Origin of the sequence: Prevotella melaninogenica (genome assembly GCF_003609775.1) — a bacterium.
GTDB lineage: Bacteria > Bacteroidota > Bacteroidia > Bacteroidales > Bacteroidaceae > Prevotella > Prevotella melaninogenica_A.
The window spans coordinates 1,200,555-1,225,063 of the sequence record NZ_AP018049.1; the positions used below are offsets into that span (position 1 = coordinate 1,200,555).

Annotated in this window: 25 protein-coding genes; 12 read left to right on the forward strand and 13 right to left on the reverse strand. The window is 42.0% G+C overall.

Features of this window, described 5'->3' with window-relative positions:
• Positions 1-47 precede the first annotated feature (47 nt).
• A complete protein-coding gene (locus tag PMEL_RS04930; RefSeq protein WP_120174233.1) occupies positions 48-719 on the reverse strand; it encodes a Crp/Fnr family transcriptional regulator in 672 nt (223 codons plus the stop codon).
• A gap of 145 nt (positions 720-864) precedes the next feature.
• Between PMEL_RS04930 and PMEL_RS04935 the strand changes: the two genes are divergently transcribed.
• On the forward strand, positions 865-1,389 hold the full coding sequence (locus PMEL_RS04935) for a hemerythrin domain-containing protein (RefSeq protein WP_120174234.1): 525 nt from the start codon (positions 865-867) through the stop codon (positions 1,387-1,389).
• 4 nt (positions 1,390-1,393) lie between these two features.
• A complete protein-coding gene (locus PMEL_RS04940; protein ID WP_120174235.1) occupies positions 1,394-1,735 on the forward strand; it encodes a DUF488 domain-containing protein in 342 nt (113 codons plus the stop codon).
• 138 nt (positions 1,736-1,873) lie between these two features.
• Here PMEL_RS04940 and PMEL_RS04945 read toward each other — a convergent pair whose 3' ends face one another.
• Positions 1,874-4,717 (reverse strand): choice-of-anchor J domain-containing protein, encoded by a 2,844-nt coding sequence (locus tag PMEL_RS04945; RefSeq protein WP_120174236.1) that lies wholly within the window; start codon positions 4,715-4,717, stop codon positions 1,874-1,876.
• A 311-nt stretch (positions 4,718-5,028) separates the two neighbouring features.
• Here PMEL_RS04945 and PMEL_RS04950 point away from each other — a divergent pair, with 311 nt between their 5' ends.
• Together PMEL_RS04950 and PMEL_RS04955 are read left to right on the forward strand one after the other, a co-directional pair.
• The gene (locus PMEL_RS04950) at positions 5,029-5,436 is read left to right on the forward strand and encodes an Hsp20/alpha crystallin family protein (protein ID WP_120174237.1); all 408 of its coding nucleotides are present in this window, start codon (positions 5,029-5,031) and stop codon (positions 5,434-5,436) included.
• Between the two features lie 518 nt (positions 5,437-5,954).
• Entirely contained in the window at positions 5,955-6,782 is an 828-nt protein-coding gene (locus PMEL_RS04955) for a DUF4846 domain-containing protein (RefSeq protein WP_120174640.1), read from the forward strand.
• Positions 6,783-6,877: 95 nt separating this feature from the next.
• Here the strand turns inward: PMEL_RS04955 and PMEL_RS04960 are convergent, their stop codons facing one another.
• From PMEL_RS04960 to nusB, 5 genes are all read right to left on the reverse strand, one after another.
• Positions 6,878-7,315 (reverse strand): DUF5606 domain-containing protein, encoded by a 438-nt coding sequence (locus PMEL_RS04960; RefSeq protein ID WP_120174238.1) that lies wholly within the window; start codon positions 7,313-7,315, stop codon positions 6,878-6,880.
• A gap of 27 nt (positions 7,316-7,342) precedes the next feature.
• A complete protein-coding gene (gene coaE, locus PMEL_RS04965) occupies positions 7,343-7,906 on the reverse strand; it encodes a dephospho-CoA kinase (protein WP_120174239.1) in 564 nt (187 codons plus the stop codon).
• Complete coding sequence (locus tag PMEL_RS04970) at positions 7,903-8,913, reverse strand: CdaR family protein (protein WP_120174240.1); 1,011 nt, start codon at positions 8,911-8,913, stop codon at positions 7,903-7,905. The genes coaE and PMEL_RS04970 overlap by 4 nt, the downstream gene beginning before the upstream one ends.
• 32 nt (positions 8,914-8,945) lie before the next feature.
• Positions 8,946-9,275, reverse strand: a complete 330-nt coding sequence (gene yajC / locus PMEL_RS04975; RefSeq protein WP_036866112.1) for a preprotein translocase subunit YajC — start codon at positions 9,273-9,275, stop codon at positions 8,946-8,948.
• A gap of 150 nt (positions 9,276-9,425) precedes the next feature.
• On the reverse strand, positions 9,426-10,502 hold the full coding sequence (gene nusB, locus PMEL_RS04980; protein WP_120174241.1) for a transcription antitermination factor NusB: 1,077 nt from the start codon (positions 10,500-10,502) through the stop codon (positions 9,426-9,428).
• Positions 10,503-10,765: 263 nt separating this feature from the next.
• Here nusB and PMEL_RS04985 point away from each other — a divergent pair, with 263 nt between their 5' ends.
• The 4 genes from PMEL_RS04985 (at position 10,766) to PMEL_RS05000 (ending at position 13,670) form a co-directional block, all read left to right on the forward strand.
• Positions 10,766-11,365, forward strand: coding sequence for a 50S ribosomal protein L25/general stress protein Ctc (locus PMEL_RS04985; RefSeq protein WP_120174242.1), 600 nt, complete (start codon positions 10,766-10,768; stop codon positions 11,363-11,365).
• A gap of 32 nt (positions 11,366-11,397) precedes the next feature.
• Positions 11,398-11,970 carry an aminoacyl-tRNA hydrolase gene (gene pth / locus PMEL_RS04990; protein ID WP_120174243.1) on the forward strand — a complete coding sequence of 191 codons (573 nt, stop codon included), beginning with the start codon at positions 11,398-11,400 and terminating at the stop codon, positions 11,968-11,970.
• A 31-nt stretch (positions 11,971-12,001) separates the two neighbouring features.
• Positions 12,002-12,424 (forward strand): RNA-binding S4 domain-containing protein, encoded by a 423-nt coding sequence (locus PMEL_RS04995; protein WP_004361334.1) that lies wholly within the window; start codon positions 12,002-12,004, stop codon positions 12,422-12,424.
• Between the two features lie 619 nt (positions 12,425-13,043).
• Positions 13,044-13,670: a hypothetical protein gene (locus PMEL_RS05000; protein ID WP_231999365.1), complete on the forward strand. Its 627-nt coding sequence runs from the start codon at positions 13,044-13,046 to the stop codon at positions 13,668-13,670.
• A 75-nt stretch (positions 13,671-13,745) separates the two neighbouring features.
• Here PMEL_RS05000 and PMEL_RS05005 read toward each other — a convergent pair whose 3' ends face one another.
• The 3 genes from PMEL_RS05005 to PMEL_RS05015 all read right to left on the reverse strand — a co-directional run bounded on the left by PMEL_RS05005 (position 13,746) and on the right by PMEL_RS05015 (position 17,381).
• Positions 13,746-14,621: a hypothetical protein gene (locus PMEL_RS05005; protein WP_120174244.1), complete on the reverse strand. Its 876-nt coding sequence runs from the start codon at positions 14,619-14,621 to the stop codon at positions 13,746-13,748.
• Between the two features lie 211 nt (positions 14,622-14,832).
• Entirely contained in the window at positions 14,833-16,287 is a 1,455-nt protein-coding gene (locus PMEL_RS05010; protein WP_120174245.1) for an aminoacyl-histidine dipeptidase, read from the reverse strand.
• A 59-nt stretch (positions 16,288-16,346) separates the two neighbouring features.
• Positions 16,347-17,381 carry a lysylphosphatidylglycerol synthase transmembrane domain-containing protein gene (locus PMEL_RS05015; protein ID WP_120174246.1) on the reverse strand — a complete coding sequence of 345 codons (1,035 nt, stop codon included), beginning with the start codon at positions 17,379-17,381 and terminating at the stop codon, positions 16,347-16,349.
• Between the two features lie 78 nt (positions 17,382-17,459).
• Here PMEL_RS05015 and rsmA point away from each other — a divergent pair, with 78 nt between their 5' ends.
• From rsmA to rsgA, 4 genes are all read left to right on the forward strand, one after another.
• A complete protein-coding gene (gene rsmA, locus PMEL_RS05020; protein ID WP_120174247.1) occupies positions 17,460-18,263 on the forward strand; it encodes a 16S rRNA (adenine(1518)-N(6)/adenine(1519)-N(6))-dimethyltransferase RsmA in 804 nt (267 codons plus the stop codon).
• 5 nt (positions 18,264-18,268) lie between these two features.
• Positions 18,269-18,748: a GAF domain-containing protein gene (locus tag PMEL_RS05025; RefSeq protein ID WP_120174642.1), complete on the forward strand. Its 480-nt coding sequence runs from the start codon at positions 18,269-18,271 to the stop codon at positions 18,746-18,748.
• Positions 18,749-18,915: 167 nt separating this feature from the next.
• Positions 18,916-19,476: a ribosome recycling factor gene (frr, locus tag PMEL_RS05030; protein WP_120174248.1), complete on the forward strand. Its 561-nt coding sequence runs from the start codon at positions 18,916-18,918 to the stop codon at positions 19,474-19,476.
• A 151-nt stretch (positions 19,477-19,627) separates the two neighbouring features.
• Complete coding sequence (gene rsgA, locus PMEL_RS05035) at positions 19,628-20,572, forward strand: ribosome small subunit-dependent GTPase A (RefSeq protein WP_120174249.1); 945 nt, start codon at positions 19,628-19,630, stop codon at positions 20,570-20,572.
• Positions 20,573-21,183: 611 nt separating this feature from the next.
• On the opposite strand, the gene PMEL_RS05040 is transcribed toward rsgA, so the two are convergent.
• The 3 genes from PMEL_RS05040 to PMEL_RS05050 all read right to left on the reverse strand — a co-directional run bounded on the left by PMEL_RS05040 (position 21,184) and on the right by PMEL_RS05050 (position 24,489).
• Complete coding sequence (locus PMEL_RS05040; protein WP_172586768.1) at positions 21,184-21,921, reverse strand: HAD family hydrolase; 738 nt, start codon at positions 21,919-21,921, stop codon at positions 21,184-21,186.
• A 210-nt stretch (positions 21,922-22,131) separates the two neighbouring features.
• Positions 22,132-23,487, reverse strand: coding sequence for a glucose-6-phosphate isomerase (locus tag PMEL_RS05045; protein ID WP_120174251.1), 1,356 nt, complete (start codon positions 23,485-23,487; stop codon positions 22,132-22,134).
• A 6-nt stretch (positions 23,488-23,493) separates the two neighbouring features.
• Complete coding sequence (locus tag PMEL_RS05050; RefSeq protein ID WP_120174252.1) at positions 23,494-24,489, reverse strand: NAD(P)H-dependent glycerol-3-phosphate dehydrogenase; 996 nt, start codon at positions 24,487-24,489, stop codon at positions 23,494-23,496.
• Positions 24,490-24,509: the final 20 nt, after the last annotated feature.

The window sequence follows — 24,509 nt, forward strand, 5'->3', positions numbered from 1 at the left end:
AATCTTAGAATATAGAATAAATAAAATATACTTGAGAGATAAAACTTTTATTTCAACATCTTCCTACGGTCAAGAATCTTGATTGTTCGACCATGAATCTCTATCGCACCCTCTTTCTCAAAGTCTGATAGAACACGAAGCAAGGAGAACTTCTGAATACCAAACGAGTCTGCTATCTCTTGACGCGAACGCTCCAAATGTACCTCATTGCTACCCTGCTCTCCTGCACGTTCCATCAGAAGATAAGCCACCTTCTCACGTACAGTAAACAGACTAAGTACCTTCATCTTCTGTGTCAAGAACACATCAATATTTGAGAGAATACGAATATAGTTCATACGAATCGACTCGTCCATATCTATTAGACGTTTCAACTCCTCTGGACGCATACGGAACAGCTGCACCTTACCATCCGTTTCTACACTAACAGGCAAACTCCTATCCTTAGAAAAGATAAAAGCGGGAGCCACCATATTACCACTATGCAATCGACTTACCTCAACTTGCTTGCCTGATAAAGCTGCCATACGACAGATGAGAATACCGTTCACCACAATATCTACATACTTGCAGGGCATTCCTGCCAAGGCATATACTTCATGCGAAGGTAGGGATACAAGCTGATGGCTAACGTTGCCCAACGTTAGTTCTATTTCTATCTCACTCATTCCTGCAAAAAGTGGACAGGAACGGAGTGCTTTCATCACATTATTATCCATGGTCACAAAGTTACAAAGATTCTCGTTATTACTACGAATTTAACTTGTTTTAACACGCTTTGGACACATTTGTTACCTCACCTTCTCCTTAATAGTTTTTAATTTTGCACCCACATAAAACGAACAAGATAAAATAAAGATAACAATGACACAAACATTTTCTCAAAGCACAATTCCTTTTAAAGCATGGGACCTCGACCTACTTGTAGACTATGTACTGAAGTTTCATCATCGTTACATTCGCAAGCAGGGTGAGGAACTTGCTATCAGACTGAACTCACTCGCTGCTAATCACCCAGAACTTGACCGTGTGGTAGATCACTTCCGCAACAGTGTTGCCGACCTTGACCTCCACTGTCAGAAGGAGGAGAACATTCTCTTCCCTTACATTCTTGATATTTTCAATGCAGCTGAGTACGGACAAGAGCATGCGCCTTTCCATTGTGGTACAATCCAACATCCTATCAATGCAATGATGGCTGACCATAGTGACGAGATGGAGCGTCATGAGCGTATTGCAGAACTAACAAATAATTACACTGCTCCAGAGGGTGCTGAGCCTGAATATGTGAAGGCACTTGCAGACCTTCGTCAGTTCCGTGACAATCTCCTTGAGCATATCTACGTAGAAAACGAGATTATGTTCCCAAGAGCATTAATGATGGAATAAGATAATGAAAATCAAACGTGCTTACGCGCCGGTTGAAGAAACCGACGGTTATCGAATCCTCGTTGACCGACTATGGCCGCGAGGTATTAGTAAAGAAAAGGCACAAATCGACCTTTGGTTGAAATCTGTTGCGCCAAGTAATGAACTGCGTAAGTGGTTCGATCATGACCCCGAACGGTTTGCAGAGTTCTCTGAACGATATCGTGCAGAGTTAACTGCAAGTGGAGCCTTAGACGAACTGCATACTATCCTCAAGGAACATCCAACCGCTACCCTACTCTTTGCGGCACACGACGAGGAACATAACAATGCGGTCGTATTAAGAAATCTGCTTGAAACGGAATAAGCCTTTATCCTAATAAAGCAGAAAAAGCAAGAGACACAAAGTGAGAAATCAAAATAAAAGGGGACAGACATCAACGTCTATCCCCTTTCTTTTTGTTGTTTTCTGATACACACTCTCAAAGTATCAGAAGCTGAGTCCTTAACGCTTTAAGGTGAAAGACTTTACGCCTTCATCGGTGCTAAGCTTCAAGATGAAAACCTTTGGCTGAACACCAGACAAATCAATACGCTGCTGATAACCGCCTTGCTGCAAGAGACTACCGTCTGTTGAGAAAAGCTGATACTTCTGATACTTACCATTAACGGTCAGTTCTGAACCGCTAACAACTGGTAACAATGCATCTTCGTCACCACCAGCAACATTGCTGATACCTGCTGTGATAGGCTGCGCGAGTAGCTTCACGATGATAGGTTCTGCCCCACGCGTCTGGACAAGCAGTGCTGCAGCGTGCGTCTTTGAGTCATTACTCTTGAAACCAACAGCAAGCGCACCACCTTCAAGAGGCAACTTCTCACTTGAAAGCTTAAAATACTTCTTCTGAGTAGAAGGTGCCAAGGTAATTGTTACAGGTGCCGTTGTACGATTACTATATATATTAAGTGGCTGAGGTGTCATCTCTTGTCCTGGACGGAATACAAACTGAATGAAGTCATTATCAACACTTAATTCAGGAAGATCAGTACGCCCGAAGGTTACATCATCAAGCATAAAGTTCAAAGAAGTTGCATTACCTCCCACTGGACTATAGTAAGAAAATGCCACGTGGAACTTATCCTCGATAGTAAGACCTTCTACCTTCGAAAGGTCAATACGATAATCAAACCACATATCAGACTCCAACTTAACCCCTGCTGGGACATATTCAGATATGTCTAAGAAGTAAGGTGTAGCCTTACCATCCTTCTCTGTGATGATATAAAAACCAAATAGTTCTTCTCCATTTGTAGTCTGATTACGATACATCAAACTGAAAGTCAAATCCTTACTTTGCGCATTCTTATAAGATAGAGTTGGAGATATGAGCCAGCTTTCATGCTCACGTCTATCCTCAACGCCATATTTCAAGAAAGAAATCTGTGCTACCTCGTTCTCTACAACTGACTGATCAGCATTCTTCTGTTTCCATGCATAGAATGGGCGTTCACCACGAACAGTGAGGTTCTGCCAACCCTTCAAGCCGAGAATACGTGTGTGACGTAAGTCTGAGAAGGTTTCATTAAGGACTGCTAAAGGTTCGCTATCTGCATCTTTCAACATTACTTCTTCTATCTTATCAAATGCTTCACGCTCATCTATTGTATTTGGAGTAATCGTAACACTCTGAACTTCTACACTCTCTGAAGATACAAAGCGTACAAGTGTAGGGCGATGAGTACCTACAACATATTTACCCTCACCATCACCTACTGTAAGTGATTTCCAGTGACCACCACCATCAATAGAATATTCAGCAGTACATTTTGCAGCACTACTCGCAGGAGTCAACTGAAGCGTATTAACACCATTAGCAATCAATTCATCATAATAGAGCGTATCCTTTGCTATCAGTGTAACATTACTTTTACTATTCCACTTACCATTAAGTTTCCAATAACCTAAGTCAAACTTATGATAGCCCTTCCACGCATCACCTGTAAAGCGACCATCCATCGTACGATTTTCCGTGAAACTCTCAACTAAATCAGCTGAAGTAGCTGCTTCAGAAACACCCTTGAGTTTGATAACCAACGTATCTGCCAAGACACTTGAGACTCTTAATTCAGCCTCATATACCCCTGCTTTACGTGGTGCGAAGGTCACCTTTACAGGACGGTGATAGAGCTTACCAGAACTTGTCGCATAGTAATACTGCCCCACGTCAATACGGAAAGGAGAATTTGCATCATGCTTCAAAGCAAGGTTTACATTCGTAATAACATCTTTAATATCAAAGTCAAGTTGCTGTTCATCAGTCTTACCAGGCGCTGCTTTCATCTCACGAACCTGCTGATTTGCCTTTAGTGTAATCGTTGGTGTTGTTCCAGCTCGCTTGAAGTAACCTGTCAAATTAAGTGATCCACTGTTATCTTCATCGGCACCTGAGAAGCGGAGTTTATAGGTATTACTACCCACATAAACACCTGCGACCTGTGGGGTAATCGTCAGATTAGCTTTAACAGTTCCGTTCTTTGGTAATTTTTCAACATCTAACTTCATTACAGAAGAAGACATAGTACCCCCAAAGTTTGGTGTCTGATCAGCACTAAGATGCATACCCTGTAATGCGATAGGGAAGGTTGTAGGCTGCCCTACCTCACCCATCATCGTACGATACTGTGGAAGAATGGCTACAAGCGGCGTCTTATCCTTGTCTGCCAAACGTAACACACTGAAATCGTCCATGCGAACCAGACTTCCTGGAGCTACCAAAAGAGTAAACTCTAACTTCACTGCTCCTGCTGGACAAACCGTACGAAACTTCAAATCTCCGTATGCTTTCATACGTCCAAAGTAGATGTCAGGATTATTGATAAAGTCTTTTTCTGTAGAGACAAGTTCGTTGCCAGCTACATCCAACCAGCGCAAAGCAAGACGGAATGGACCTTCTAACCGCTTACTCTCTATTGTACTATAATGTACAAGGCATTCCAACTCATCGCCTTGCACTACCTCCTTTCCCGCACGATTAAGGTCAATCACCTGCTTAAGGTATCCCTCAACATTGGCAGCTGTCTCAATACCAACACCGAAACCAGTATCACTACTGTATCGATCACCAGCTTTCAACTGCGTAACAGTTCCTGCTGTAGCCCAATGCGTAGGCTTACCATCATTAAATGAATAGAAAAAAGGATCCTCTAACAACTCTACCGTAGCCTTCTCAGTAGCCTGATCAAAAGGTATAACTACTCGAGGTGCTTCATTTTGAGCGTACGCTGTATTTGTAAAACCAGCTAAACAAAGGCTTACAAACAGCTTTGCAGATAAGTAAAAATTCTTCATTGGCGTCTAAATTTTGATTAACATACCGCAAATATAAAAAATATAGACATAAAAAGCAAGTCAAAATTACATTTTATTTCATTTTAAGTACACAAAAGTTTCACATCGAACGAAAAAGTGTATAATCACACATTAATTATAATCAAAAGATAGTTTTATTAGGCTTATTACCCCAATAGGCCTAATATGGTTCATCGGTCAAATTGTCAGATAGAACAGACAAAATGACACAAAATACCAAATGGTATGCTCCTTGCATATTAGTCAGTACAAAACATTAACAAACAAATTAAAGTAAAGGAGATAAAATTATGTATAGAAATTCATGGTTACCAGAGGTTTTCAATGATTTTTTGAACACAGCAAATATGCCTAAGGCAAATCCAACCGCACCAGCTATCAATGTACTGGAGTCTGAAAAGGATTATATAGTAGAGCTTGCAGCACCGGGCCTGAGCAAGGAGGACTTCGATGTGAATATCAACAGCGATGGCGATTTGACCATCAAGTTGGAAAAGAAAGCTGAGGAGAACGAGCAGAAGGCTCACTACCTCCGTCGCGAGTTCGCATACAGCAAGTATGAGCAGACACTGATTTTACCAGATGATGTTCAGAAGGACGCTATCGCTGCACGTGTAGCAAATGGAGTGCTTACCATTACCTTGCCTAAGATTCAAGTTGAGGAGCAGAAGATTGCACGCCAGATTACAGTAGGCTAAACGCCTTCTATCCCCCTGATGAAAGGTTTTTATTCTGATGCTATAAGCTGAGGAACTTTGATGAAATGGATTAGTTATTGATGAATGTGCCCCCAGACAGAATATGTTTGGGGGCTTTTTCGTTTCTACAAGCCACCTTCACCTACTTCCTTCTACCATCTATTAGGCTCTAAAAGTACAAGAAAATAAGCCTTAATAGGCAATCCTTTTCTAATAGTAGGAACCTCCTCGCAATTTATTTTCATGAAAAAAAAATATTTTATTCATGAAAATAAATATTTACTTTCACGTAAATAAATATTTTCACTCGTGAAAATAAATCTATATAGATGACCTTTTGCCGTTAAAAAAGCAAGGTATGACTGCATCAAAGCAACTAAAAAGAATAGTGAAAAGACACATTATTTCGGATTAAAACAAGAGAACACATAAACAGCTTTTAAGAACAACGATTTGACAAGTTTGCAAATTATAAGTATATTTGCAGTTGAAAACAATAAAAACCATATTGAGAAATGATTAAGACAAGCCATACAATCCCCATAATATTAGCTGCATTCCTTCTCTCTTGTACAGGGAAGAGCAACGGACAGCCGCAGCAGCCCACAAAGAAAGCTGTTGTTGAACAACCGCACACTGCCAAACAACAACGTTTAGCACCTCCCCCCGGCTACGAAAAAGTAAAGCTGACAGAGGGAACGTTCGGTTCATTCCTACGGAATTTACCCCTAAAGCCTGCTGGGAGCGACTTACATTATTATAATGGTAGCATCAAACGGCGAAATTATGCTGGTGCGGTCGTAGACATTGACTTTGGCCATGGAGAAGCAGAGCAGTGTGCCGACGCTGTTATCTACCTCAGAGCCTTATGGCTTTGGCAGACAAAGCAGTATGACAAGATTCACTTCAACTTTACCAATGGTTTTCGAGCAGATTACGCTCGTTGGGCAAAAGGTGAACGCATACACATTGACAAGAAGACATGGCGGTGCTGGTATAGCAAGGACACAGCAGCAGACTATTCTTACAAGACATTCCGTAAGTATTTAAATCTCGTCTTCACGTATGCAGGAACAGCCTCACTTGAGAAGGAGTTAACTACTATTACAGACAAAGAACTGCAGGTTGGCGATATGATTATCAATGGAGGCCACCCCGGACATACTGTCATTGTTGTAGACAAAGCCGTCAACAAGAAAGGAGAGGCTGTCTACCTACTTGCACAAGGCTATACACCAGCACAAGAAATTGAGATTTTTAACCAATGGTTCAGTATTAATCCACAGATTAAATACCTTGACACTCCAGACTGGTATTTCCGTGGGAATTATGCAAAACGCTTTTAGTTAACAATTGATTGCCCTAAGAATAGAAATGATAAAAGCACTGTGAGCAAACTCACAGTGCTTTTATTGCTTTGTTTTCTGACTTGAAAGTGATTTTACAATCTGTCATCAATGTTATCACCCTCTGTTGGCTTCATATCCTCTTCGAAGTTGGTAATACCAGCCTTAACGAGGATTTCATACCACTGAAGGAGTTTCTTGATATCGCTTGTATGTACACGGTCACGGTCGAAGTCAGGAAGAACCTCTGCAAAGTAGTTCTGCAACTCTTTAGCTGAAGCCTTACGCCAGTTCAGAGAAGCCACCTTGCCCTCTTCCTTGTCACGCAACTTTGCCAACACCTCACCCAATGGAACATCATCAGACTCAGTGAACATTGCAATATCAGCAAGACTCGTCACACGGTCTGTGCCGAATGCAGGCTGACGCTTGTGAGTTTCATCAAGCGACTCAACAATAAGATTCATTTTACCACGGCTTACCAGCTTATAAAGACCTGGCTTACCTGCGATTGAAAGGATTGTCTGTAACATTTTAATCTATTCTTGTTTATAATTTAATTATTCTGAAATAACGGAAAGCAAATGGTCTACCTGCGGAGCGAGAGGGCGTATACCATCGTTGATGATTTCATAATCACTACGTCTTAATACTTCCTCTTGCGGTAGTTGACACGCCATCCACTCAAGGGTCTTTTCCTTACTAATACCATCACGTGCCATCACACGACTAATACGTACTTCTTCTGGAGCCGTAACGCATACTACCTTATCTATATGAGTACGCTTGTCAAAACCACTATCAAAGAGTATTGCACTCTCAAGCCAAGATTGATCCGACTGCTCAAAATCATGAGCTACAGCAGGATGTATCACAGCATTGACAGCTTGCACATGTGCCTCACTCTGTAGGAGATAGGCAGCAAGAATGGCTTTCTGTAAGACACCATCACGGAAGACATCCTCACCGACAAGTGCAGAAAGTTCTTGTTGTAGTGGTTGAGAGGTGCGCATCAATTCCTTTGCGTGCGCATCACAATCGTAAACAGAGATTCCACGCTCAGCAAGAAGCTTACAGACGTAAGACTTTCCACTGCCAATACCACCAGTCAACGCTACTATCATCGCTGCTCTATGAGATAATCAACCATGTTTACTTCGGGGCGTACGTTGCGTACACCATTAGGAGAACTAATCACATAGACAGGACATTTTTCCTTATTACTCTTCTCTATCTCTTCGTAGTTGACTACAACACGGAAGCCTATAGGGAGAAGTTCCTTTGTCTCCGCATTCTTTGGCATCGAACGCATACGATAGGCACCTACCACAAACTTCACTTTTACCTTGCTTGGAAAGGTACGCATCACCTTATTGTCAGGCATATTGATAGCTTCAATAGGAACCTCAACAGTCTCCTCAGTAAGTACGTCTGGATAGAGTTTCATCTTCACTCTGGAAGGAACACACTTGGCATTCGTAAACTTACGTAGGTCTACTGTCAACTCCTTGACATCTGTAAAGTTGGTAATCTGCTGTCGCTCTGTATAGACTGTTTGAATACTATCCAACACGTTTCGAGCTGCATAAACCTGAACGCTATCTGGAGTAAAGTCAACACGAGCAAGATAATAGTTATCACCGGGTGTTACTGTTCCCAAAAGGCGTACAGGTACCTTTTTATGACGCCCGAAGTTGAAAGAGAAAGAGAACTTGCCAGCCTTAACAGAAGCAATCTTTGAACTCTTTGACAGTTGAAGGTAAATCTGACGTTGAAGGTCTGCAATGGGTACATCTCCCTTACTTCGTCCGTCACTGTAAGTTTTGTAATCAACGTAGATAGAGCGAAAAGTATCGTCAAGAGCATAATACGCAATCATATATCCCTTATCACGCACTGTAAAGCGGACAACAGAATCAAGGTCACTGGTAATAACCACATTACGAGGAACACCCGTCATGCGAAGTGGTATACTGAACTCACGCTCATAGGTTTCGTTCAGTGTCATTATCAACCAGAACCCTCCACTCAATACCAAGAAAAACAAAAAAATCAGAAACTCCTTGTTGAATATCCTCAACAAGAAGTTCCTGAAGGTACTGAATGTATGAAGCGATTTGCTTGTTTTCATCAAATGCTTTCCTTCTTTTCTATCAATAAGATTTACTTAGTCTGACCTTGCTGAGAAGCCTGTACGTTTGCAAATACGTAGTTCTTATCCACAGTGATAACAACACCACGTGCAATCTCAACTTCAACCTTATTGGTTGTCATATCGATATGCTTAACTGTTCCATAGATTCCACCACCAGTAACAACAGAATCACCTGCTGAGAGGGCATTCTGGAAAGCACGAATCTCCTTCTGCTTCTTCTGCTGTGGACGAATCATGAAAAACCACATGATGGCAAAGATAGCTACCATCATGATAATCATAGGCATTGGGCTGCCCTGACCTGCAGCCTGTGCTGCGAGGATAAATGTTGTATTCATTATTTATCAGTTATTATGTTCTTAATTTATGAGCGTGAATAGGAGGCTATAAGCAAATATACCTTTCAAAAGGCTTTTATAATCACTTATCGTTATAACGCTTAACAAGCCTTTTTCATTACGCCTCTTAAAGGCTTCTTACCTATATCTTTATTCCTTATTCTCCGCTTGATTAGTCGCTTGTTGCTGACGATAAGCCACACGCTGAGCAGAAGTCTGCGCAATCGTTGGGCGACGTCCCTCACGACGAGGTGCTCTTTCGTCTTGGCGTTCATTACGAGGACGCTGTTGACGAGGCTCTGGCATTGTCTTCATCATCTTACCAATCTGTATGAGATGACGTGCAATCGTATCCAACATACCGTTGATATATCCACCACTTCTCGGTGTACTATACAACTTAGCCAAGTCAACATACTCATTGATAGTTACCGTTACTGGGATATTAGGGAATGTAAGCATCTCAGCAATAGCTATCTGCATGATGACAACATCCATATAAGCTAAACGAGAGAAGTCCCAGTTGCGGCTTGACTCACTCATATAACGCTGATAGTCATCAGCATTAAGGATTGTTGAGCGGAAGAGTTTGAGCGCAAAATCACGGTCCTCCTCGTCACGATATTCTGGCAGAAGTTCCTGATCAGCACCGTTAGCAGGGTCGAATCGTTTGATAGTCTTGATAACGAAGGTATCAACAACCTCCTTGTCATCATTCCAATAAAGACTCTTCTCCTCCAAGATAGCATCCAATTCAGGATTCTCTTGTATGAGTGTACGATAAATCTTACGCCACACCTCACGGTCTGCCTCGTATGAATCATCATCACTCGCCATGTATTCTTGGTAGATAGTGCTTTGTTCTATCTGATCACAGAGTTTACGCACAGCCTCCATATCATCTTCCCAACGACGTTTCTGTGATTCCATGAAAAGATTTAGCTGCTTGTTTTCCTCCAACTGAACAGCGAACTTATTGTTTGCAAAACGAGCCGAGGGAGTCTCTGTCCCTTCACGATTAGCACGAGTTGCAGCAATCTCCACGCGATGGCGCTCCTCTTGCGTGATTGATACGATTAAGGCCAAGAGGTAATTGTAGAGGTCATACGCTTTCGCCAAGCTGAAAAGAAGTTCCTTCTCAGCATTGTCCATATTCCTGTTACCGTTCTGATAGTATGCATAGGTTAACTGGACAATCTTAATTCTTATTAATTCCCTATTGATCATTGTCTGTTCTAAAAGATTGTGTTTCGTATTGAATACTTTATTTTGCAAATGTAGGAAAATTCCTTCGTACGTGCAAGCATTAATATCTTTTTCTATGTTTTTTAAGAGAATACTTGCTCAATCCATTGAAAAGAAGTAACTTTGCAGGGCTTTTTGCAAATTGAGGATTGAAAGTTGTGATATTCATTAGATTTCCAATTCCTTAGTCTCTCAGTGTGTGATGGCGAATTAAAGTTCATATTAATTTAGAGTAACACAAAATTATGAAACAAATTAAAGTAACAGGTCAGAAGCGTACAGACCTTGGAAAGAAAGCTTCTAAGCAGCTCCGTAAGGAGGGTTTGATTCCATGTAACCTCTATGGTGAGGCACAGCAGGATGGCAAGCCAGTAGCATTCTCATTCACAGCTCCTATGTCAGAGTTACGTAAGTTGGTTTACACTCCACACATCTACGTTGTTGACTTGGTTATCGATGGTGAGGCTCGCAAGGCAGTTCTTAAGGAGCTCCAGTTCCACCCAGTAACAGACGCTCTTCTTCACGTAGACTTCTATGAGGTTAACGAGCAGAAGCCAATCGTTATGGGTGTACCTGTTAAGCTCGTTGGCTTGGCACAGGGTGTTCGCGATGGTGGTCGTATGAACATGTCTATCCGTAAGATTAACGTTAAGGCTCCTTACACTCAGATTCCTGAGCACCTCGATATCAATGTTACTGAGCTTCGTCTTGGTAAGAGTATCAAGGTTGGTGAGTTGAGCTTCGAGGGTCTTGAGTTGGTAACTCCAAAGGAGGTTGTAGTTTGCTCTATCAAGGCTACACGTAACTCTATCCAGGCTGCGCAGGCTGCTGCTGCTGCTCAGTAATCATAACGGAACCAATTAATTCAATATAAGAATTGGACAAGTATTTGATTTGTGGATTGGGTAACCCTGGCTATGAATACGAGGGAACCAGACACAATACAGGATTTATGGTATTGGACGCTTTCGCTAAAGCGTCCAATATTGTTTTTGAGGATAAGCGTTATGGCTTCGTTGCAGAGACAACGATCAAGGGCCGCAAGATTATTCTTCTGAAGCCTACGACATTCATGAATCTATCAGGAAATGCCGTGCGTTACTGGCTTAACAAGGAGAATATCGACCAAAGCCGACTCTTGGTTATCTCTGATGATGTTGCCCTTCCATTAGGTGCTTTCCGCTTGAAAGGAAATGGATCAAATGGTGGTCACAACGGACTTGGCCATATCCAGCAACTCATCGGACAGAACTATGCACGTCTACGTATGGGTGTTGGTAATGACTATCCACGTGGCGGACAAGTCGACTGGGTATTGGGTCGCTACTCTGACGAGGAGATAAAAGAACTTCAACCAGCTATCGACTTAGCCGTAGACATCATCAAGAGTTTTGCACTTGCTGGTATCGACATTACGATGAACCAGTTTAACAAACTCGGTAAGAAGTAATCGCACATCCTCTTTAACACATTATGAGACTATGAACGATATTGCAAGAATTGACAAATGGCTATGGGCTGCCCGCATCTATAAGACCCGCTCCATTGCTGCAGACGCCTGCAAGAATGGTCGTGTCACGATAAAAGGTATCAACGTAAAACCTTCTCACACCATCAAGGCGGGCGAAGTGGTGAGTGTTAAGAAGTCGCCAATCACCTATTCGTTCAAGGTTCTCAAACCGATTGAACAGCGTGTTGGTGCAAAACTCATCCCTGAAGTCTATGAGAATGTGACTGATGCTAAGCAGTATGAACTCTTAGAGATGAGCCGAATCAGTGGTTTCGTTGACAGAGCACGTGGTACAGGACGCCCAACAAAGAAGGACCGCCGTCAGATGGATGCCTTTGTCGACCCTGCCCTATTTGGTTTTGATGAGGACGATGATGAGGATGAAACATTCTAAAATCGTTGTCTGATAGGTTAAAACGAACTAATAGACAGCATAACAAAAGCTATATCCTACTGACATTGCAACAAATGCTATTGTAAAAATATAGGAATGCACGACTCATACTCCGCTAATAACTATTAGGAACGGATGTAGGAGCCGTGCATTCTTATATAAAAACAGCTCATTATCTTAACTTAAAAGCATATTCTACTACTACGTAAAGCCCGCGAAATATTATTACAAAATTCTCGTGTTATATTGTCTGAAAAGGACAGAAATACCCCTTTTCACACACATCTATAACTTCCAATAAATCAACCGATTACAAAATACCATTTTAAAAGATGCCTAATTAGACTTCAAAAGGGCGTTAGTAAGACTTCAAAAGGGCACCTTTTGCAAGCTAAAAGAGCATCTTTTAGAAGCCAATTAAGCATCAATAAAAATAGAGAGTGTGAAATATTATTACAAAACACACGAATATAAACATCTTAATCCGACTCCCTTTACATCTATAAAAACTCACACAACGTTCATATACTTATCCCATTGCTATAAAACTTCAGCATATTGCTTGTTGTTGTTAGTTTTTTTATACCTTTGTAACAAATAATCATATATAACTAAAAGAATGAAGAAATTACTAATTTTTGCACTGTTTCTTGGCTTGCACACAGCAGCTATGGCACAGGAATCTAATGGATTGGAAAAGAACAAGGCCGTTTACTTGGAGTTATTGGGTCCGTCAAACCTTGCAGGTATTAACTACGACGCACGTTTCAACGACCACACACGCTTTGGTTGGAGAGCGGGTTTGAGCTTTGCTTATGGAAAAAATTCCGGCTTATTTGGACAGGGATCTAACGTTCGTGGCTATGTCGTACCACTTGAAGTAAACTATCTCGTGGGCCGTCAGAAGAATAATCTTGAGCTCGGCTTAGGTACTGGCTTGGGTATATATAACGTACACGAAACAAGGGGAGAGGTTGTAAATGGCCCAGCTTCTTCTTTGACAGCTGAGCAGCAGAAGCATGTAATCAGTGAATACAAAACAGATAATGGCACCCAGACATTGCTTGCCTACGAAGAAAGTCGTAATACTTTCGACTATTACTTCTTTGGAAACATCGGTTACCGTCACGTGTCAAACAATGGTTTCTTGTTCCGTGCAGGTATCACGCCAGCCTTTACTTTCTCTAAAGACGCCAGCAAAAAAGTGAACTTCCGACCATACGTTGCCTTTGGTTGGGCTTTCTAACTGCGATTCCAATAAAACAAAAGCAGGGGCGTACGTAGCGTGCGCCCCTGCTTTGTGCTTACAAACACTGAGAAATTAGTGATTCACCTTATCAATCATATAGTCATAAAAAATTAAATTCTTGACCTTACGCTCCTTCAACACAACACGTATTGAATCAAAAGGCTGGGTATTATCGTATGAAGTAGAGAATCTTACCTGACATCCATCCTTCAAAAGTTCAGCTTCTGGAACGACTTTCATATTCTTTCGAGCAAGCACCTTTGCAGGAAAGACAATCTGTGTCCCTTCCTTTGTCAGCTGTTCCACAAACTTAGGAGAGCCATAATCTCGGGCAAGTTTCAATAGTGAAGCCTTATCTACAGGCTTCTGCTGACACTCATGAATGTACTTTACATAAAAATCTGTTACTATATCTGACTCATCCCATGCCATAGGAACAGGATAGACTTTACTACTCCCATCTTTAGACAACGCCAACAAGAATGTAAAACCATCATCCGTTTCTGGATAACAGATAGATACAGGCAAATAAACAGAAGTGTTAGTTATGTCGGGAACTAAAGCAGCATAAACCTGAAATTCCTCGTCCGCACCTTTCCAAATATCTTCTCGTGTAAAGACTTTCTTATCAAACAAAACTTTACCATCCTTTGAAATCGTTACGACCAACTTATTTACAAACTCATCAGAATTCTTCACCTTAGTCTTACTACCAACAGTGTCAACTCGAACATGCCAGTCTCCATAGACTGTATCTATCATCACATTCTCGTTAGAGATATCTTCCTTCTTCAAGGTTTTATCCTCTTGAACAGCAGATGTATCCTCAACAGGAGCTACTGCAGGGGCTTTCCGAACTCCCGGTGCACAACAAGCAGACAGAAGACCCATGCCCAAAGCGATAAGTAACAAAGCTTTAAAAGACTTTGTATTTCTATTTTTTCTCATCGTATTTCTTTTTTATAATTAGTAACAAATCTGTTTTTTTTTATTTACCCACAAAAGTAAATAAAAAGTTTAACATTGCAAGTTTATACCTTAAATAATATAGATAAAAAAAGAACTGCTTCCCATCTTCATATAAAAAGACGGAAAACAGTTCCATTATCTATTCTTTTATTTATCCTCTATTCATCTGTTTGTCACAGCCTCATCGGCTCTACTTAACAGGAATCTCCTCTAAAGTCTGAACGAGTAGCTTCCAGAATGGCTCAACAGTTGCTATCTCAAGACGCTCCTTCGCTGTATGTGGACTGCGGAGAGTTGGGCCAAGACTAACAACATCCATACCTGGATACTTACCGAGAATGACTGAACATTCAAGACCAGCGTGGTCTACCTGCACAATACCCTCTACACCATTCTGCTCCTTATAAACCTTCTTCAAGAGGTTAAGGATTTCACTATCAGGATTTGGATCCCAACCACCATATTGACCACTGAAGACTGTCTTCATACCAGCCATATTGAAGCAGCTTTCCAACTGAGTAGAGATATAATCTCTCATGTCCTCACGGCTTGAACGAGCAAGAATCATAATCGTTGCCTTAGTTGGCTCAATATGTATAATTGCAAGGTTTGACGAAGTCTCAACAACGTTTGGATAAGATGGAATCATACGCAAAACACCATTGTGACAAGCGTAGATAGCATCAATAAGGTTGTCCTGAATATCGACAGGAACGAGTGTAGCTGGCTTCTCAACATCCTCTACGAAGAACTCAACATTTGGCTCAATACCCTTAAACTCATCTTCGATAAGTGCCTTCTGGCGAGCAACCATTTCCTTCAAAGCAGCTACATTCTCCTGTGGCAAAGCCAAAACAACCTCTGCCTTGAATGGAATAGCATTACGCATATTACCACCTTCCCAACAAGCTAAGCGTGCATCGAGTTCGGTAACAGCATTACGAACGAAACGAACCATCTCCTTATTAGCATTAGCACGTCCCTCATTGATTTCGAGACCAGAGTGACCACCACGGAAACCCTTCAAAGTTACCTTAACAGCAGCTTCCTCATCGTTCTCAACTTCCTTATACTCTAAGGTAGAAGTAATGTCAACACCACCTGCAGAACCAATCACAAACTTACCCCATGACTCAGAGTCAAGATTCATAAGGATATCACTCTGCAACTCACCGCTTGGCATCTCGTTGACACCATACATACCAGTCTCCTCATCACGAGTAATCAACGCCTCTACAACACCGTGCTTCAACGTCTTATCCTCCATGATAGCCATGATAGCAGCAACGCCGATACCATCGTCAGCACCAAGGGTTGTATTATTCGCATATACCCATCCATCCACAATATGTGTCACGATTGGATCAGTCTCAAAGTTATGATTACTATCTGGAGCCTTCTGTGGAACCATGTCCATGTGCGCCTGCAACAGAACTGTCTTACGGTTTTCAAATCCCGGTGTAGCAGGCTTGCGCATTACAACATTGCCACCAGCATCTACGTATGATTCAACACCTACCCTTGCTGCAAAGTCTAACAAGAATTTCTGAACTTTCTCTGGCAATCCAGAAGGACGTGGAACCTGTGTCAGATCATCAAAGTTTCTCCAAAGGCCTTCTGGCTTAAGATTTCTGATTTCACTCATAATGTTGATTTTAAAAGGTTAATATCATTGTTTATTGATTAGCTCAAAACTTTCTTCCTCTACCTTGACTTTGCAGGGCGAGTGAGCTCAGTTGGACCACCCAAAGACACTGGTGTCTTAGTGAAACTCAGTGATATCCATGCGTAAACACCTAAAAGAATCACCAGCAAGGTCTGAATGGTATGTACAATCAGTACGAAATAGAGAGCCTGATTGTCTGCCACTCCATAAAGTATCAGCATTGTCTTGACTGCAAAGTGCCATGGTCCTGCTCCGTTAGGCGTTGGTACAATAACAGCTACCGAGCCAACGACAAAGCTAACAAGCGCACAAGAAAGACCAAGGTTTGCTGTTGCATCAAAGCAATAGAATGTCAAGTAATAATGAAGGAAGTAACTTCCCCATATTGCCAGACTGTAGAAGATAAACAAAGGAATATTCTTAACTTTACGCAAAGAGCTTATTCCCTGCCATATACCACCTAACATCTCCTTCACTTTCTTGTAGAAAGCAAGATGACGAAATACATAATAGAAGAGGATAATAGATGCAACACCACAGATAGCCGTTACCAGCCAACCCGTTGGTGAGAACATTCCGAAGATATCATCAATACGTGTACCCGTCCTTGAAAAGAAGTTCGTGAAAACTCTTATCTGCATCAAAAAGGCTGTGGCACTGATAAGTAATACGATAAGCGTGTCTACTGCGCGCTCGGTTACTACTGTACCAATAGCTTTTGGAAAGGCAACCTTATCATACCTATTCAACACTCCACAACGAGCAAACTCACCAATTCGGGGTATAAGCAGGCTAACAGCATAAGAAAGGAAGATAGAGTTAACACAAACCGATGCGCGTGGATGCTCACCGATGGGCTCAAGACTCTGCTTCCATCTCCACCCACGAAAAGCCTGCGCCAGTATGCCGAAAGGGAGAGAGAGAATCATCCAAGTCCAGTTCATTTCATGTAGAAGTACATGTTTGATACTGGAGAAGTCGAATCCCCTATACATCCAATATAGGATTGCACTTCCAAGTAGTAACGGCAATGCAATCTTTACAGTATTGTTGAACAGTTTCTTCGTCCTCATATAATGGAGCAAAGATAATTAAAATGTTTTTTAATGCAAAATAAAATGAGTATCTTTGTAGGCAAATAAAGAAAAATTATGAAATTAGTCAAGCCAAAGAAGAATTTGGGTCAGCACTTCCTCACTGACTTAAGCATAGCTCGTCAGATTGCTGACACCGTTGATGCCTGTCCAGATATCCCAGTGTTAGAGATTGGACCGGGTATGGGTGTCCTTACTCAATATCTTGTTGAGAAGCCACGTGAAGTGAAAGCGGTAGAGATAGACTCGGAAAGTGTTGCCTTTCTCTACGAGAAGTTCCCAAAGTTACGTGAGAATATTCTTGGACAAGACTTCCTCCTCATGGATTTAAATGAAATCTTTGATGGCAAGCAATTTGTACTGACAGGAAACTACCCTTATGACATCTCGTCGCAAATCTTCTTTAAGATGCTTGATTACAAGGACCTTATTCCTTGCTGCACAGGTATGATACAACGTGAGGTTGCACAGCGTATGGCTGCTGCTCCAGGCTCAAAGACATACGGTATCTTATCGGTATTGATACAGGCTTGGTACGATGTTGAATATCTTTTCACAGTTGACGAAAACGTCTTCAACCCACCTCCAAAGGTTAAGAGTGCCGTTATCCGTATGACTCGCAACGAAGTGACGGATATCGGTTGTGATGAAAAACTCTTCAAACGTGTGGTAAAGACCGTATTCAACCAGCGTCGAAAGATGTTACGTGTGAGCCTTCGACAAATATTTAACATGGGTAAACCTGCTGATGGTTTCTATGAGCAGGACATCATGACCAAACGTCCAGAGCAATTATCAATACCGCAGTTTGTTGAACTAACAAATATGGTTGAAGAACAATTAGCTAATTATCAACAATAATGTACATGACAAGAAAAGAGCAGTATGAGCAACTAATACCACAGATTGCAGGGCTTATCAAGAACGAAACAAACCTTGTAGGCATCTTAGCAAACGTGTCAGCAGCCTTACACGAAGCCTTCCCTGAACGTTTCTTTTGGGTGGGCTTTTATCTCCAAGAGAATGGAAATATGTTGAGATTAGGTCCTTTTCAGGGGTCAGTAGCCTGTTACGTCATCCCATTCGGTAAGGGTGTCTGTGGAAAGGCATGGGAAGAAGGACGCACCCTCATTGTTCCTGATGTAGAGAAATTCCCTGGACACATTGCTTGTAGTAGTCTTTCACGCAGTGAGATTGTAGTTCCAATGTATGATACCTCACATACTTTCCGTGGTGTACTCGACATTGATAGCACCCAGCTCAACAACTTCAACGAAGACGACAAAGAAGGTTTGGAACGTATCATCGAACTACTAATGGCAGAAACACAAGACCTCTTTCAATAGAAAGGATAGAAAACCTTGTTTTAAACAGGAATAACAGAAAACCGTCCACCTATACGGATAGTGCATAAGGAGTAAAACCTTGTTTTGACAAAAAAGTAAAGTAAAATCTTGTGCATATCCGAATTAATACCTATTTTTGTAAAGTAGAAATTTAATATTACGAATATATGTTAGACGTTAAGCAGACATTAAATGATGCCAGTGAGCGCATGGAAATGGCAACAATGTATCTCAATGATGAGTTGCAGCGCATCCGTGCTGGCCGTGCAAACGTAGCCATCCTCGATGGTGTACGAGTAGAATCTTATGGTTCAAAGGTTCCTTTGAATCAGGTTGCCTCAGTCATGGTGCCTGACGCACGTACCATCGCTATCAAGCCATGGGACAAAAAAGCTATCCGCGATATTGAAAAAGCTATCATGGACTCAGATGTTGGTATCACACCAGAGAACAATGGTGAGCTGATTCGTCTGAACTTGCCTCAGCCAACAGAGGAGCGTCGTCGCGACTTGGTAAAGCAGTGTAACAAGATTGGCGAGCGCACAAAGGTTGAAATTCGCAATGTTCGTTCTGACATCAAGGAGAAACTGAAGAAAGCTATCAAGGACGGTCTTTCTGAAGATAACGAGAAGGATGCTGAAGAGAGCTTGCAGAAGATTCATGACAAGTTCATTAAGCAGGTTGAAACACTGTTAGAGGATAAGCAGAAGGAGATTATGACCGTTTAAAAAACATAGTTGCCCCTCCCCCTTACCCCTCCCCCAAAGGGAGGGGAGTAATATGTACCGACTATCACAATTCTATTCAGATTAATGGCGGTGACTACTCCCCTCCCTTTGGGGGAGGGGTAAGGGGGAGGGGCCACTCTTTTTTATTTTTATGCGCGGCTTAGTAATAAAGAACACTGGTAGCTGGTACACGGTAAAGACCGAGGAAGGCAAGACAATAGATAGCAAGATTAAGGGCAATTTCCGTTTGAAAGGAATTCGCTCTACTAATCCTGTGGCTGTTGGTGACCACGTTGTCATCACACCTAATCAGGAGGGAACGGCTTTCATCACTGAGATAGAAGACCGTAGGAATTATATTATCCGAAAGTCACCTAACCTCTCCAAGCAGAGCCATATCATTGCTGCTAACATCGACCAAGCGTTCTTGATTGTCACAACTAACTACCCAGAGACATCTACTACATTCATCGATCGCTTCCTTGCCAGTGCCGAAGCTTACCGCATTCCAGTAACACTCGTCTTTAATAAACACGACTTGCTCGATGAGGATGAATTGCGTTACCAGCATGCTGTAATGAACCTCTATGAAACCATCGGTTATCAGTGTATAGAGATACAAGCAAGTGCAGAGCCTGACAATGAGTTTAGCGTAGAGAAAATGAAGCCGTTGCTGTCAGGAAAAGTAACTCTTTTAAGTGGTAACAGTGGCGTAGGAAAATCAACGATTATCAATGCTCTCCTACCCCATGTCAACCTCCGTACGGCTGAGATTTCTGATGTACATAACACGGGTATGCACACTACTACATTCAGCGAGATGCTGGAGTTACCAATGGGGGGATATCTTATTGACACACCAGGAATCAAAGGTTTCGGTACCTTTGATATAGAACGTGAAGAGTTGACAAGCTATTTCCGTGAGATATTTAAGTTCTCCGAGCACTGCAAATTCTCTAATTGTACCCACACGCATGAGCCAGGCTGCGCAGTAAGAAAGGCTATCGAAGAACATTATATCGCTGAGAGCCGATACAATAGTTACCTTTCAATGCTCGAAGATAAGGAAGAAAATAAATATCGTGAGGCTTTTTAGCTTCACGATATTTTCTTAATTCAAATTCTTTTTATAATATTGTTTGGCGTTTCCAAATATAGGGAACACTAAAGTTTACTAAGACAAGAGGAATTTTTATTTGAAAGGTAAAGACAATCAAAGGCTCACACTCTACCTTGTTTTTAACTTTTCCCTATTGTAAATCTACAACTAAAATACGAAAGTAGTTTTAAATTCATTTTGCTGTCACTTTTAACACTTCGCACAAACTCACTATAATTCAACCAGTTAGAAATCTATCTCCGATGAAAGAAGTGACAGGAAACTTTATTTTAAAGATACTGATTTGTTATAGTAAAGCAAAGATATAGAATAAAAGTGTGACCAAAGTATTACACCACAAAACCATTTTTCGAGAGCTGTTATAAAAAGCCGGCTCCATATTGAAAGTACTTCTTGTCAATATACTCCTTTACACCACATTAAGGATAGGCCATAACAAACCTTTTGTTCCTTTTCTTATCTGCGTGCGGAGGCCCAGCACACACTGTGCGAAGGCTTAACACCAATGGTGCGAAGGCTGAGTACCATTTATATAAACACTTTTAGCCTTGCAAACGACCTACGATACTTAAAGTAAAAGGGCCTACTCAGCGTTTTGAAAGACTATCCAAGATACGTTCCCAGTTATCAGCGAACTCACGAATAGTTGGAAAAAGAATGTCTGCCCCTTCATTCAAGAGTACTGAATCAGCCAACGGACCGCTATTGATAGCCACCGTATAACAGCCTGCTGCCGCCCCAGCATGAACACCGAGAGGTGCATTCTCAACGACAATACCTTCTGTTGGTGAATAATTACCAGCCTTTTGCAATCCCATCAGATAAGGATCAGGGTTCGGCTTACCACGCTTCACATCGTAAGCTGTCGTTATCTGGTCAGCAGAAACAAAGTCGCCAAAATCACGGGTGACACGCTCTATCAATGGGAGCTGTGCACTTCCTGTCACAATACCAATCTTTAATCCGCTCTCCTTAATCTTTTGCATAAGGTCTATCACTCCATCGAAAATCTTTGCCTCAGGCATCTCGTGGAAATAAGCAGCCTTCACATCATACATCCGTTGAGCCTCCTCCTCACTCAGTTCCTTACCGAGTTGCGCCTTAGCATACTTACGGATAGTATCTACACCACGCGCACCTTCTGTTGCGTATGAATCTTCGAGCGTGAAGTGAATACCAAACTCCTTCATAGCACGCTGCCACGCAACACCGTGATTGGGCATTGAATCATAAAGAATACCGTCCATATCAAAGAGAACGACTTTAGGAACGCTCAAAGAAGTCCCTACAAGAGAGGAAATATTTTGCTGAGATTGAGACGACATAGCTGTTTTCTTCACCTTATTATATATTATTATCCTCAAGTCCCTCAACTATGTGAAGAACTTGAGGACATATTAAGAATATTATAAATTAGTACTCCCCTTGAAAGCTACCCACACTACCTTTAACTAAATTCAGCTAAGTACTCCTCCCCTTTCGGGGAGGTTGGGTGGGGCTTCCCTCCCTTCCTTTGGGGAGGTTGGGTGGGGTACTTATTCTTTAGTCAGTCTTTCCTGAATCGCTTTACTCTCAGCCTCGTAACCTGGCTTATTAAGAAGCGCAAACATATTCTTTTTGTAAGCCTCAACACCTGGCTGATTGAAAGGATTCACTTCCTGAATAAGACCACTGATACCACAAGCCTTCTCGAAGAAGTAGATGAGCTGACCGAGGTAGTACTCGTTCAATGTAGGAACGCTGACACGGATGTTAGGGACACCACCATCAACGTGAGCCAAACGTGTACCGAGCTCTGCCATCTTGTTAACCTCATCAACACGCTTTCCAGCGAGGAAGTTCAAGCCATCAAGATTCTCCTCATCATGTGGGAAGAGTACCTTAGCATTTGGCTCCTCAACAGAGATAACTGTCTCGAAGATTGAACGCTCACCTTCCTGAATCCACTGACCCATTGAGTGAAGGTCGGTTGTGAAGTCACAAGCTGCAGGGAAAATACCCTTGCGATCCTTACCTTCGCTCTCACCGTAGAGCTGCTTCCACCACTCAGCAAAGAAGTGAAGCTTTGGCTGGAAGTTAGCAACAATCTCAATCTTCTTACCTGCCTGTGAGTAGAGACCCTGACGAACAGCAGCATAGCGTGCAGCAATGTTGTTTGCGAAAGGAACGTCAGCAGATGTCTCTTTCTCCATTACCTGTGCACCCTCAACAAGCTTCTGAACATCGAAACCTGCGACTGCGATTGGCAACAAACCTACTGGAGTAAGCACAGAGAAACGACCACCAACATTGTCAGGAATGATAAATGTCTTGTAACCTTCCTTCGTTGCAGCAGCACGTGCAGCACCCTTATGCTCGTCAGTGATAGCAACGATAACATCCTTTGCAGCCTCCTTACCCAACTGATCCTCACACTGCTTCTTCAAAAGACGGAATGCAAGTGCAGTCTCTGTTGTTGTACCAGACTTAGATATATTGATAACACCAAACTTCTTATCCTTTAGGTAGTCTGTCAACTCAGCGAGGTAATCCTCACCAATATTGTTACCTGCAAAGAGAATCGTTGGGTTCTTCTTATCATTTACAAGCCAAGCAAAGCTGTTACCCAATGCTTCGATGACAGCGCGAGCACCGAGGTAAGAACCACCGATGCCAGCAACGACAACCACCTCACACTTCTCACGGAGTGTATTGGCAACCGCCTGAATCTCGCCAAGGAACTCAGGAGTAATACTTGATGGCAAATGCAACCAACCAAGGAAGTCATTACCAGGACAAGTAGCTTTCTCCAAAGCGTCTTGAGCTGCAGCAACGTGAGGAGCATAAGCCTCTACTGCGCCCGGATTCAAGAACTGGGCGGCTTTCGTGATGTCTAACTTAATACTTTCCATTTGTGTTTATCTGAATGAATCTGTTAATAATTTAATTTCTATTTGTGGGCTGATACGCTCATAGAGGATGTTATAGACAGCATCGAGGATTGGCATATTTACGTGTAGACGACGATTAATCTCTTTCATACACTTTGTACCAAAATATCCTTCAGCTATCATTTCCATCTCAATCTGTGCCGATTTCACGCTGTATCCCTTTCCAATCATCGTTCCAAAGGTATGGTTACGAGAGAATTTACTATATCCCGTCACCAACTGGTCACCAAGATATACACTGTCAATGATGGACCGTTGAATCGGATTAATTGTATTGAGGAATCGTTCCATCTCCTGCATTGCATTCGACATCAATACTGCTTGAAAGTTATCACCATACTTCAAGCCAGAACAAATACCAGCAGAAATAGCATAAACGTTCTTCAAGACAGAAGCATACTCAATACCGAGAACATCAGGAGAGGTCTTAGTCTTGACATAGTTTGATGTTAACACCTCCGTAAATGCACGTGCTTTCTCAAGGTCTGAACAGCCAACAGTAAGATAGGTGAGTCGTTCCATTGCCACTTCTTCCGCATGAGACGGTCCACCAATAACAGCAAGATTATCGTATGGAACGCCGTATGCCTCATGAAAATACTCTGAACAAACAAGGTTCTCATCAGGAACAATACCCTTGATAGCCGTTAGGATTAGCTTAGTATTGAGCTTTGTCTTCAGTTTCTTCAGTAAAGCTTTCAGATAAGGAGAAGGAGTTACAAACACCAGAGTGTCATACTCCTGCACAATCTTATTGATATCCGAAGAGAGCATCACCTCATTCATGTTAAACTTTACACTTGTGAGGTAAGATGGATTGTGTCCTCTGCGCTTAAACTCCTCTATCTTATCATCGCGTCGGAAGTACCAACCGATATGATGCGTATGCTCCACAACAATCTTAGCGATAGCCGTTGCCCAGCTACCGCTTCCAATGATTGCTATTTTACCAACATCGAACATAAGCGTTAAGAATAAGAGTA

Bases quoted from the DNA above. Each gene is read 5' to 3' on its own strand.
- PMEL_RS04960 (WP_120174238.1), bottom strand. From the start codon at position 7,315: ATGTTACAGACAATCCTTTCAATCGCAGGTAAGCCAGGTCTTTATAAG.
- PMEL_RS04970 (WP_120174240.1), bottom strand. From the start codon at position 8,913: ATGAAAACAAGCAAATCGCTTCATACATTCAGTACCTTCAGGAACTTC.
- PMEL_RS05025 (WP_120174642.1), top strand. From the start codon at position 18,269: ATGACAAGAAAAGAGCAGTATGAGCAACTAATACCACAGATTGCAGGG.
- PMEL_RS05005 (WP_120174244.1), bottom strand. From the start codon at position 14,621: ATGAGAAAAAATAGAAATACAAAGTCTTTTAAAGCTTTGTTACTTATC.
- PMEL_RS05045 (WP_120174251.1), bottom strand. From the start codon at position 23,487: ATGGAAAGTATTAAGTTAGACATCACGAAAGCCGCCCAGTTCTTGAAT.
- PMEL_RS05015 (WP_120174246.1), bottom strand. From the start codon at position 17,381: ATGAGGACGAAGAAACTGTTCAACAATACTGTAAAGATTGCATTGCCG.
- coaE (WP_120174239.1), bottom strand. From the start codon at position 7,906: ATGATAGTAGCGTTGACTGGTGGTATTGGCAGTGGAAAGTCTTACGTC.
- yajC (WP_036866112.1), bottom strand. From the start codon at position 9,275: ATGAATACAACATTTATCCTCGCAGCACAGGCTGCAGGTCAGGGCAGC.
- rsgA (WP_120174249.1), top strand. From the start codon at position 19,628: ATGCGCGGCTTAGTAATAAAGAACACTGGTAGCTGGTACACGGTAAAG.
- PMEL_RS04985 (WP_120174242.1), top strand. From the start codon at position 10,766: ATGAAACAAATTAAAGTAACAGGTCAGAAGCGTACAGACCTTGGAAAG.
- PMEL_RS04940 (WP_120174235.1), top strand. From the start codon at position 1,394: ATGAAAATCAAACGTGCTTACGCGCCGGTTGAAGAAACCGACGGTTAT.
- PMEL_RS04935 (WP_120174234.1), top strand. From the start codon at position 865: ATGACACAAACATTTTCTCAAAGCACAATTCCTTTTAAAGCATGGGAC.
- PMEL_RS05010 (WP_120174245.1), bottom strand. From the start codon at position 16,287: ATGAGTGAAATCAGAAATCTTAAGCCAGAAGGCCTTTGGAGAAACTTT.
- PMEL_RS05000 (WP_231999365.1), top strand. From the start codon at position 13,044: ATGAAGAAATTACTAATTTTTGCACTGTTTCTTGGCTTGCACACAGCA.
- rsmA (WP_120174247.1), top strand. From the start codon at position 17,460: ATGAAATTAGTCAAGCCAAAGAAGAATTTGGGTCAGCACTTCCTCACT.
- PMEL_RS04995 (WP_004361334.1), top strand. From the start codon at position 12,002: ATGAACGATATTGCAAGAATTGACAAATGGCTATGGGCTGCCCGCATC.
- frr (WP_120174248.1), top strand. From the start codon at position 18,916: ATGTTAGACGTTAAGCAGACATTAAATGATGCCAGTGAGCGCATGGAA.
- PMEL_RS05040 (WP_172586768.1), bottom strand. From the start codon at position 21,921: ATGTCGTCTCAATCTCAGCAAAATATTTCCTCTCTTGTAGGGACTTCT.
- nusB (WP_120174241.1), bottom strand. From the start codon at position 10,502: ATGATCAATAGGGAATTAATAAGAATTAAGATTGTCCAGTTAACCTAT.
- PMEL_RS04950 (WP_120174237.1), top strand. From the start codon at position 5,029: ATGTATAGAAATTCATGGTTACCAGAGGTTTTCAATGATTTTTTGAAC.
- PMEL_RS05050 (WP_120174252.1), bottom strand. From the start codon at position 24,489: ATGTTCGATGTTGGTAAAATAGCAATCATTGGAAGCGGTAGCTGGGCA.
- PMEL_RS04945 (WP_120174236.1), bottom strand. From the start codon at position 4,717: ATGAAGAATTTTTACTTATCTGCAAAGCTGTTTGTAAGCCTTTGTTTA.
- PMEL_RS04930 (WP_120174233.1), bottom strand. From the start codon at position 719: ATGGATAATAATGTGATGAAAGCACTCCGTTCCTGTCCACTTTTTGCA.